This window comes from Helicobacter didelphidarum, from assembly GCF_003364195.1.
Classification (GTDB): domain Bacteria; phylum Campylobacterota; class Campylobacteria; order Campylobacterales; family Helicobacteraceae; genus Helicobacter_A; species Helicobacter_A didelphidarum.
Genome location: NZ_NXLQ01000035.1, coordinates 1 through 10695 on the forward strand (window position 1 = coordinate 1; position 10695 = coordinate 10695).

Below are 10695 nucleotides of genomic sequence, written 5' to 3' on the forward strand. Positions count from 1 at the left end.
GGTGAGGAAAATAAAAAGTAAATAAGAATCTCTTATTTATCTCATTCCCATAAGTCATCATCGCACTTGTATGATAATACTTGATGTCTTGATGACTTTTCTACTTTGTGCAAAACCTCTCTTGTTAAGTTATTTCTTTGTAAAATACTTCCACTTTAAAAAAATAGAACTAAGGTGTTTCATTTTTGTTCTTCTAGGGTTGCAACCCTATTCTGTTTTTCAATTTCTATCAGTAGTTTTATAGCCTCTATGTTTTTAGTAAATCTACTTTTAGGAGATCCTATGTGTGGGTCTCCTTGTGCTTTAAAATCTAGTGTATTATTTACTCCATATTCTCCATGAATGTGTAGGGACTCTCGCTCCAATCCTTTGGATATTGATTGCGGAATTTCTCTATCACTGGTAGGGCGAATTTGTAATAATCTATCCCTTTCATTTCCATTATATCCATGTTGGTATATCCTTGATTCCTTAGAGTTTCTGCTTCCTCGCTCTCTAAGATCTCTAGTTCGTAATTCCTCTGTCTGCTGATATTTATGTGGAAGTAAGCCATTATCCCTAAGTCTGCCATCATCTCTCCCCAATAATACATCCAACGACTGAGTATCCCCATTCCGTAATTGTCGTATATCTCGCTTTGCCTCTCTGTTAAGTTGTTGCGTATTCCCATGATTGTCAAATAATCCTCTTTGCTCAAGAGATTTTGGATTCTTTGTATCTCTTGTTCTGTTAAGTCTGGATACCTCACGCAACTTATCTTTGGTAAGTATTTCTCCCCTTCTTCTTGTATCTTCCTCTTTTCCTCCTCTCTCTCCTCTGGTGTCATGAGATTCCAAATTGTTTCTTCTAGCATCATCATTGCGTGTGCGTCCTCTGGCGACTTCACTTCCTTTTGTTCTAATTCCTCTAGGTATTTCCGTGCTTGTTCCATCTGCTCTTCTTTGGTCATTGTTTTGTTCTCCTTTTGTGATACTATTAAAATTATATTCTGTTTCTTCTTGCATATAATCAAAAAGACTTTTTCCTTGATACCAATCTCTTTTTTGTTGTTTTGCCATTCATTTCCCCTTAATAGTGTAGTGGGAAATATTAGCTAATAAGCATATAATAAAAAGGTAGTGATTTTTTATATTGGATATATGATCAAAATTTAAGCATTAAAAACTTTGAATCTGATATATTGAGCAACATTCATTCTCACTCTATTTGCCTCATTGCGTATTTCATTGAGTTCCTCCTCTGTAAAATTAATAAGAAATGGTTTTGTTCTCTTTGTTTTTTTTGGAGGAGATTGCTCATTTATTTCTCCACGAGCGTTATTGATAAAATCTTCTTCATTTTTTATGGTATTTTGTTCGCTTAGTTTTTTAAAACCCATATATTTCTCCTTATCATATGAAGTATTATTATATTAATAAAATATATTTAATAAATATATAATATATTACTAATAAAAATATATAAAATATGTATAATATATTTAATGAATATTTTTACTCTATTCTTTTGCTATGCTTAATAACTCTTTATAAAATGTTTCAAAATCAAGCAATGCCTTCTCTTTTTCTTGACAATATTCTTTCATGCTTTTACCTTCTATAACTGCCTTACGATATGCTTGTCTTTCATAGATGACAGAATCTAGCATTTTAATGTCATCTGTATTCATTTCTTCTTTTGTGGTATTTATATATTCTTTGAGATTGGTTAATTCTTTTGATAAGAATGGATTTGGAGAAACACGATTAACTAATATTAATGCTAAAAGCTTTGTATTGAGTCCTTTTACTTCACAATAAAGCTCTAACATATGATCTAATACATTTACATCATATTGAGATGGAATTGTTGGAATGATGATAATAAAGTGATTTCATCTTGTTGTATCAAAATTCTAAATAAAGAATGCTCTTGTAGGATTAACATTTAGAGAAACAAACCCGAAGCTTTTGTCGAGTTATAAATTACTTATATTGTAATTAAGAAACATTTGATATAAAAGGAGTAAAAATGGGTAAGAAATATTTTTTAGGATTATTTTCTTTACTTTTGGCAATATTTATTATTAGGGTGTACACCTTATACTCAAGAAACTGAAGTTTCATCTTTAGCATTTGAGTTGATTAAAGAAAATGAAAGTACAAAGAGTGATGTTGAAAAAATGTTGGATTCCCACAAAGGAAACAAGCATTAGATGGCAATGAAATTTGGTATTTCGATTTTACTAAGATTTCACATAATCCTTTTGGTGGGAATGTCGATGAAAGCACAATATTTGAATTCAATAAAGAAGGTGTTGTGATTAAAAAATATAAAACACGAGGGAGTGGCAATCCTAATCCCTTAACAGGGAAATAATTTCAGAAGTGAGTGATAAGCTAAGTCGCATGGTTTTTATTTATAGTCTTTTATAATTCTTGAGGGAATGATAGTTTTATTGTTCGTTTTTGAAGCTAAAAAATAATAATTGAACTTCCATTATATCTACTTGAATATCCCAAAATTCTTATAAATTTCCACCATATTAAAAGTTTAATACATTATTTAAATACTTTGCTATGAGAACCTACCCTTAATGCCATTATAATCAACCTATCGTTATCTTTTTCATATATCAAAATCAAATCAGGATTAATATGACAATCTCTAAAACCTTTTAAATTTCCACTTAGTGCGTGGTCTTTGTATTTTGGCTCTAAGATTTCGTTATTAGCTAATCTGTATATAATTTCATCAAGTAAGTCTTGGTTTTCTTTTGATAATTTTTTGCGTTCTTTTTCGTATCTTTTGGTCGTTTCAATACTATATCGCATTCATAGCCTTTTTATAATCCTCAAAAGAATGATATGTCTTTATTATTCCTTTTTTAATAGCCTTTTTATGTTCTTTCATTTCTTTTAATATCTCTGCTTCAAATTCAGGTGTATAGCCATTTTCTGTAAGCTTTTCTTGCTCTATCTTTAACTTTGCTTGTGGGTGAATGCTTATTACACTTTTTAAAGCTTTTATTAACTTCTCATCTGCATTTGAAATTTGTAATGTTACTTGCATAGGAATCCTTTATATATATTTAATGTTTTATATATTATAATTAAATAATAAATATATATTTCATATTTATTCTATTTGTATTGTTTTTTTGTGTTTATACAATAAGAATACTAAAATAGAAAGTGTGATAATGAAAACAATAAAATTTGAACAGCTTAAGAAAAAAGCTATGCAGAATGAAGGTTTTAAAAAAGAATGGGATTTACAAACTCCATTTTGGAATCTACAAGAACAACTTATAGCAGCACGAATACAAGCAAACTTAACACAAGCAGATATTGCAAAGAATGAATGTAAAACAAAGTACTATTGCTTGTTTTGCAACAAAGAGTAATGGTTGCAATATTGCAACACTCTTTGCATATGCAAAAGCATTAGGAATGAAAGAGATTGGGATTTATTTGAATTACTTTTCATAGATATGGTATAATTCTTAAGCTACATGTAACATGGGCGTGTTAATAACAATTAATTTAGCATTTAGGAGTTTAAGATGAAAAAGATACAGGTATGATATTCGATAGTTTTAACGCTGAGATTAAAGCATATAGACTTTATAAAAGCCCTGTAATGTTAAGCAAACAAAGAAAAGAAGTTATTGCCTCAAAAGATATATTTTTAGAATTTGGGATTCGAGTCTATGGTAAAAAAGTTCCTTATAAAGATTATGATGATAGGGATATAGCACACTATTATAAGAATTACAATGATATAATATTTGTTTATGAAAGTAATGAAGAGATAAAACGATTTATTAAGAAAAATGACCCTATGAATGGTTTGAATACAAATACAGAGAATAGCTTAATGCTTGAAATGTAAAAGAATAGAGTAATTATATTGTAAGCATATTCTTTCAGTGATTGGTTTTAGTTAATCATAACCATAAGTGTAACACTTGCCGCAACAAGAGTCATAAGCGACTGCATATAAGGATTTACAGAGACAGCCTTTACAACATCTAAGACTGATTGTATAGATTCACCAAGACCTTGAAATATAGTCATAAATTAATATCCCGCTGCTTTTTTAGCTGCTCTATCATCAAAATTTTTAGAATCTTCAAGAGCTTTTTGGTAAGCTGCTTTACCTGCATATTTACAATTAATATTTTCTTTCAAATTATAATCTTTACCTTTGCATTCTTTTACTTTTGCTTCTCTTTCTTTATCATTTTGCATATAGTATTCATAGCTTTTTTCACTCTCACAACAACCAATAAATGCAAATGTTATAACACTTGCTATACCTGCTCCAATATATTTTATCATAACTTGCTCCTTTAAGTTTCTTAAGAAAGTAATAAAAAGCATTATATTAACACAAATTCATTGTTTTTATTAAGCTTATTTGGGGTGATTCTTGACTTTTTTATACTTTTATTGTATTATATATCAAATAAAATCGTTCGTTTTTATTTGATATAAATGTTCATTTTCCTCATTATAAGTATTTTAGCTACCCATACTACCTCTAAACAATCTTTATAGAAAGTAGCTTTTTTATTGTGTAACTTTTTTATCCTTATCTCGTTCAAGTAAAAGTTTCTTAATGCGTTCATTACTAATATACTTTGCAACACTTGTTAAATCTTTGAGCAATGTTGGCATCGTATAATATGGTCTAGGCTTTGTTTGATTTTTTTCAATTGTAATATCCTTGCAAAGAATTTGAGAGATTCCATGAAAACAAGATAAATCATTTTCATTATTTTCTTGAGATGTAAATTCTTGCTGTTCTTGTTGATATTCTTGTGATACTCCAAAAAAAGAAATATATCCTGATTTTGTGGTTGTATTACTTGATATTACGAATTCATGCTCTTTATATTGAAATAATACTTCTGTATGTAAATATTCTCTTGGTTCATAAAACTGCACAAGAAATCGTTTTGCAATCATTTCATAAATATTTCTTTCTTCTGTGCTTAAATTGTTGATAGGAACACTTGAAGTTGTAGGAATGATTCCATAATGTGCAGAGAGATTTTTATCATTGAAGGCTTTTGATTTAATATTTAAATTGGTATTTTTACACAAAGATTGTATTTGAGAATCCGCATCAGAAAAAATCTCTTTTACTGCTTCTATAATTTCTTTAGCTTCTTCAAACTTTGTTTCTGGTAAATACTGGCAATCACTACGATTATAAGTAATAAGTTTATGTTTTTCTCGTAAGCTTTGTGTAATTGTTAAAACTTTATCTGGTTTATATCCAAATGCTTTAGCACATTCTGCTTGTAAGATTAATAAATTATAAGGCAGGGGTGGATATTCTTTTTTATTTTCTTGCATTACTTTACATATAAAGCTTTTATTGCTACATGCATGTAGAATTTCTTGTGCTATTGTTTCATCAAATATTTTTTCTTGTGTCTTATGCTTTGCTTTAAAAGTTTTAGAATCTTTATGAAAATACGCGTGAAGACTAAAGTAATCTTTTGTTGTAAATCCCTCATACTCTTTATCTCTTGCAACAATTAATCCTAAAATTGGAGTTTGCACTCTTCCAACACTAATAGCTGTTTTATCTTGATACCCTTTTTGTCTTGCAATAGTTGTATAAGCTCGTGTTAAATTAATGCCAACAATCCAATCAGCTTGACTCCTTGCAAATCCTCTTTCACTCATTCCCTTAAAATCACTATTTGGACGCATTCCTGAGATTTGATGCTGTATAGCTTTTGGTGTTATGTCATTTATTAACACTCGAAATACAGGCTTTTTATTGTTGGCATAAGTAAGAATCTCATCTATTAAAATCTGTCCTTCATCATCAGCATCTCCACAATGCACAATACTTTGTATCTCTTTTTTATTAATGAGACTGCAAATAACTTTGAGTTGTTCTTTTGAATCTTTTTTTGGTAAATATTGAAATTCATCTATTTGGATTGGTAAATCCTCAAAAACCCATTTTTGATATTTCTCATTGTATATATGTGGTTCTGCTAGTTCCAATATATGCCCAAAAGCCCAAGTAATAATATTATCACCTTTTTGTATATAACCTTTTGCCTTACTTTCTATTCCATGAAGAGCTGTGGCTATAGCTCTCCCTAATTCTGGCTTCTCTGCAATAAATAATTTCATTAACGCTCCTTATTTTGAGATGTGTTTTGTTGTATTGAGAGATTCTTAGAATCTTGTTTTATGTTTTTCTTACTTGTAAATTCTTTGAATTTCTCTATAAAATCTATTTGTTTGGAATCTGTAGAATCTTTTGTGAGATTTTGATTCGTTTGTGGGTTTTGTGGTATAATAGTGGTGTCGGATTTGCGAAAATTGAAGTCTTTAAATATGGAATGATGGGGATGACCACGCCCATCCACTTCCGACACTCTCTCATCAGAATCTGTTTTAGAATGAGCTGTTAATAATCTATTCGTATCTTTTCCATTAATTTCATATTCTCTACTTCCATATACAATAGTGTTTCCATCATCTGCTTTTACTTTCCATGTATAGTCTTTATGTAATGGATTATATTCTGACTCCACATTCTTGGCAACCTTAGGGAAACTTAGTAATTCCTCTTTAGTTATCATTCCTCTTAGCTTTGGATTATCAAGATGTTTTTTACTTTCTTTTTCCATGAATGCTTTATCTACTACGATATTTCCTGTATTACTTTTGATAAGTGTGCTAGGCTTGTTCTCTTCTAATACTTGATACATTTTATTGCTTTCTTTCTTTGATTCTTTGTTCCATGCAATATCTTTTAGATTATGTATTCTTTCTTTAATAGCAGTAATTGCAGTTTCTAATGTTTTTTACATCTTCTTCTAGTTTAAGAATCTCATTTTGTAAGGATTGTTTATTTATTTCTTTATTATCCATGACTAATTCCTTGAATACTCAAGCTTTAGCTCTGATACTTTTTGTTCTAAGCTTTTATGCTCTTGTGCAAAAATCTTTTCAACAACATCAATATCTTGTGTTCCTGTTGAAAGAATCTTAAGGTTTGTAGCACCAAGAGAACTTAAATCAAGTGTGCAAATTACTTTTTCATCTTGTCTCTTTACTAAGAATTGTCTTGAAGCAGGATCAAAGTCTCTAATAATCTCATATTCTTCTCTGCTCAGATTTAAACCTTGCATATAATCTTTTTCTTGTGCTTTTGGATTTGAGAGAAAAATCATTGTTGCACTTTGTTCTATAAGAGATTTTGAGATAGAAAGTCTTAAAAAATCCTCTACACTTTGAGTGCCTAGTCTCAACATGCCATTTTGTTTTCGAATGGTTTTAAATTTGTTTTTGACTTCTTCAGCAACAACCTCATTTTCTAACCATTTCCAAGCTTCATCAATATCAATACAAAGTCTTCTACCATCAGCTAAATCCATAACTCGCCATAAAATGTAATAACATAAAATAGCAGAGACATCTTTGTCATCTAAAAACTCTGTCCCATCAATACCAAAGAGATTGATTGTGTCTGGAAAGTCTAAATTATCTTTTTCATTATCAAAGACCCAACCAAATTGATTTCCTTTTTTAAAGGCATTCAATCTTGCTTTTAATGAATTATCATCATTGAAATCTTCTGTAATATTTTCTAAAAGTAAAGAAATTGGATATTTTCGTTCATCTTGTGCAAACTGCGTCATAATAAAATTAATAGCATCATTAATTTTCTTTTCTTCTTTTGTGGTAAGAATCTCCCCTTTGCGAGTTACTAAAAGCTTTATGAGTTCTTGTAAGTTTCTTATATTTGCTTGTGTAGATTCAATCATAAAGGGATTAAACCCTGTTGGAACACCATTTTCAATAGAAATATAGCGACCACCTGCACAAAGAATATTTGCCAAAGCTCCTTTATCTTTATCAAGATACACAAGACTGAATTTCTTTTTTTCTTCTGGCGTATCCAAAGGAAATGAATCTTTACTTGCGTATTTCATCATTTGATTCACTAAGAAATTCATAAATACGGTTTTACCACCACCACTTTGTCCAATAATCAATGTATTAGCAAGGAATAATTTTCCAAAGTCATCTTTATTACTTGATTGATGAAAGTTTAAATAATAAGGAGCACCATTTGGTGTTTTTAAGATTGTGCATGCTTCTCCCCAACAATTTTTATCTCTTTTCCCAACAGAGAAATTATGCAATCCAATAAGGGAACTATAATTAAGACTAGAAATAAGATTAATGCGGGGACGAAGTGCAAAGTTACAAGGAAATTGTGCAAAGTAAGTTGCGGGCAATGCAATATTAGCAAGTGTTACATTAAAGCCTAAATCATTGAGACTTGTAATTATATCGTTTGTATTTTCTCTACATTCTTTAACAGATTCACCAAACACAATGATAGAGAAATGATATTTCCCAAAGCTAATATTTCCACTTGCAAGAGAATCAAGTGCATAATCTAGCTCTTCTATCTGACTCATAGAATCATCTTCACTGCTTATAAGTTGCTTTTTCTGTTTAGAAAGTGCAGCCTTTGCTTCTACACGAGCAAGAGGAGAAAAGCTTTGCGTAATAATATAGTTAATTTTTAGATACATTAAAATATCTAATATACCCGCATAAGTATTTTCTCTATAATCTTTAATCTCAATAGCTCTTGCGAATTGTTTTGTGTCATCATTATAATTTAACTGCACCATATCATGATTGAATGCAATATCTTGCAAGTTTCCCATTAAATATTCATTTAATGGAGAGTTTAAAACTCTAATGGGATAAAACCTACCACCAATAAGATAATTATAAAATTCCAATTGTTTGGAATATTTCACATCATCTTTAATATAAGTTTTTAATCTTATGGGCTTAAAACTACTCAGATTGCTTTCTATTTTTGCACAATATTCAGCAAAAATCTGCAACAATCCTTTGAGTTCTTTGTATTTTTTCTCTAAAGAATGTTTAAGAAAAGAACTTTTTTCTACTTTTGTTTTAATTGCATTAAATACAATTGTAAAATACAAAGAATTCTTTTGTAAAGTTCCTTTTTGAAAAGATTCAAAATACTTTTTATCTACTTCACTCAAAAAAGTATTGTTAAATGCTGATGTGAGTTTATCTTCTGTGCTATGTCTGCAATTATGCACATAAAAACTGATTGGTTCATTTGCAAAAGCCATAAAAAGCATATTTAAACGATTGTTAAAAGAATCTAAGCTGTCATCATCTTCGCATTCAAAGCTTACCCCCTCAAGCCTCCATGTTGTAAGAAACATACAATCTTTACTCATAACAACACTATCAGTAATTAAAGAGCTATAAGGTATAAATCTTTCCAAACTAGGATTTGATTCGAGATTAAAAAGAGAGATTTTTGGGAAACCACTATTTTTTGGTAATTTGGTATATTTCATTGCACTATAAGTTTTTGCATGAAAGAATTTCTTTGCAAGGGGGTTTGTAAATAATTGCACTTTAAGGAAATAAAGACGAAAAATAAAATCATCTTTTTTTGCCATAATCTTTAACACAAAAAATGCTGGTATCATCAAAATACATAATAACATTTGATGAAGCACAACTGAAATTACAAAAATTCCTCCAATAATAAGAAATAATGGTGTAATTGGCACTCCAAAAAGCATTGCTGGACGAGTAAGCCCTTTGAATAAAGGATTTAATTCCATGTTATGCCCTTAAGTAATAAAGAAGCCACCAAGAGCTGAGGCAGAAGCAATGATAATCGCACCAATTATAATTGGGATACACTCCCTTATAGTCTGACCACCAAATAAAATCTTATATCCAACAATCAAAAATGCAATTGTTACGGTAATAGCTGCTAAACCATAGAGGGCTGTATTAACATTATCTAAAAGTGTTTTAGCTTTTGTAAGACCACCTGCAGCAAATGCAATATTCAAACATGACACTATAAATAAACATATTAAGTTTCTAAACTTCAATAACATAAATATTCTCCTTTTTATCGATTAGATATACATATACTAAAAACGAACGATTTTAATAAACATTAGAATCCACAAAAGCAAGAATGAATATCTATATCGATGGAAAGAGGGTAAATAGTAATGGCAATATCATAGGAGAGAAAACGGGGCAATATGAATACTTCAATCCACTTACAACCTCACAAGAAGAAAAAGATAATCCCTATGCTTATATCCTTGATAGACCGGGACCAGATACAATAGCAGGAGAAGTAAAGCTTAGAATCCCAAGTGGGAGATATGATGTAGAGTGGCATAATGGAAAAAATTTTAAAAATGTGCTGAAGCTTCATAATGACTTCATATCAAGTAATAGAGCTATATTAATATGTGGGGGGAATACACCTAAAGATTCAGAGGGTTGTTTGTTGATAAACAATCAATTCTCAAACAATGATGATAATGTGATAGAAAGAGGTAGTAGCACTCATAAGGCAACAAGCTTTGCACATCATATCAAAGGGAATATAGCAAAAGGAATTCTCAATAAAACTCTCAACAACAATGATGAAATGCAAGACTTTGTGCAAAAGAATATAGAGGTAAGAATCCAAAATAGCTTTAAGATTCCACAAATCTCACAAAAGAGAGAATCTCAAAGTGAGATTCCAAATAATGTCATAAGGATAGAGACACAAGATGATAGTGGAGAGTTTATAGAGATAGTATTACCAGATAATGACAATGGTAGCACAAAATATAGTTACGATAATACA

General features: G+C 30.0%; 13 protein-coding genes and 1 pseudogene. 3 read left to right on the top strand and 11 right to left on the bottom strand.

Features of this window, described 5'->3' with window-relative positions; genetic code table 11:
• Window positions 1–179 precede the first annotated feature (179 nt).
• The 5 genes and pseudogenes from CQA53_RS09495 to CQA53_RS09520 form a co-directional block, all read right to left on the bottom strand.
• On the bottom strand, window positions 180–1058 hold the full coding sequence (locus tag CQA53_RS09495) for a hypothetical protein (RefSeq protein WP_115543762.1): 879 nt from the start codon (window positions 1056–1058) through the stop codon (window positions 180–182).
• Between the two features lie 92 nt (window positions 1059–1150).
• Entirely contained in the window at window positions 1151–1378 is a 228-nt protein-coding gene (locus CQA53_RS09500; RefSeq protein WP_115543763.1) for a hypothetical protein, read from the bottom strand.
• 120 nt (window positions 1379–1498) lie between these two features.
• A pseudogene (locus CQA53_RS09505) lies at window positions 1499–1864 on the bottom strand (chromosome partitioning protein ParA); the annotation flags it as partial.
• Window positions 1865–2540: 676 nt separating this feature from the next.
• Window positions 2541–2813 carry a type II toxin-antitoxin system RelE/ParE family toxin gene (locus CQA53_RS09515; protein ID WP_115543765.1) on the bottom strand — a complete coding sequence of 91 codons (273 nt, stop codon included), beginning with the start codon at window positions 2811–2813 and terminating at the stop codon, window positions 2541–2543.
• Entirely contained in the window at window positions 2803–3051 is a 249-nt protein-coding gene (locus CQA53_RS09520; protein WP_115543766.1) for a hypothetical protein, read from the bottom strand. The genes CQA53_RS09515 and CQA53_RS09520 overlap by 11 nt, the downstream gene beginning before the upstream one ends.
• A gap of 130 nt (window positions 3052–3181) precedes the next feature.
• Here CQA53_RS09520 and CQA53_RS09525 point away from each other — a divergent pair, with 130 nt between their 5' ends.
• On the top strand, window positions 3182–3385 hold the full coding sequence (locus CQA53_RS09525; protein ID WP_115543767.1) for a hypothetical protein: 204 nt from the start codon (window positions 3182–3184) through the stop codon (window positions 3383–3385).
• A gap of 176 nt (window positions 3386–3561) precedes the next feature.
• Entirely contained in the window at window positions 3562–3873 is a 312-nt protein-coding gene (locus CQA53_RS09530; RefSeq protein WP_115543768.1) for a hypothetical protein, read from the top strand.
• Between the two features lie 47 nt (window positions 3874–3920).
• Here CQA53_RS09530 and CQA53_RS12405 read toward each other — a convergent pair whose 3' ends face one another.
• The 6 genes from CQA53_RS12405 to CQA53_RS09555 form a co-directional block, all read right to left on the bottom strand.
• Window positions 3921–4058, bottom strand: a complete 138-nt coding sequence (locus tag CQA53_RS12405) for a hypothetical protein (protein ID WP_181882415.1) — start codon at window positions 4056–4058, stop codon at window positions 3921–3923.
• 3 nt (window positions 4059–4061) lie between these two features.
• Window positions 4062–4322 carry an EexN family lipoprotein gene (locus CQA53_RS09535; protein ID WP_115543769.1) on the bottom strand — a complete coding sequence of 87 codons (261 nt, stop codon included), beginning with the start codon at window positions 4320–4322 and terminating at the stop codon, window positions 4062–4064.
• A 231-nt stretch (window positions 4323–4553) separates the two neighbouring features.
• Entirely contained in the window at window positions 4554–6143 is a 1590-nt protein-coding gene (locus CQA53_RS09540; protein WP_115543770.1) for a DNA topoisomerase, read from the bottom strand.
• On the bottom strand, window positions 6143–6727 hold the full coding sequence (locus CQA53_RS09545) for a hypothetical protein (protein WP_245945851.1): 585 nt from the start codon (window positions 6725–6727) through the stop codon (window positions 6143–6145). Before CQA53_RS09545 ends, CQA53_RS09540 begins: the two co-directional genes overlap by 1 nt.
• A 165-nt stretch (window positions 6728–6892) precedes the next feature.
• Window positions 6893–9655 (bottom strand): VirB4 family type IV secretion/conjugal transfer ATPase, encoded by a 2763-nt coding sequence (locus CQA53_RS09550; protein WP_115543771.1) that lies wholly within the window; start codon window positions 9653–9655, stop codon window positions 6893–6895.
• Window positions 9656–9664: 9 nt separating this feature from the next.
• Complete coding sequence (locus CQA53_RS09555) at window positions 9665–9940, bottom strand: TrbC/VirB2 family protein (protein WP_115543772.1); 276 nt, start codon at window positions 9938–9940, stop codon at window positions 9665–9667.
• An 83-nt stretch (window positions 9941–10023) separates the two neighbouring features.
• Here CQA53_RS09555 and CQA53_RS09560 point away from each other — a divergent pair.
• Window positions 10024–10695: DUF5675 family protein (locus tag CQA53_RS09560; protein ID WP_245945852.1), on the top strand; the 672-nt coding region annotated here is incomplete at its 3' end.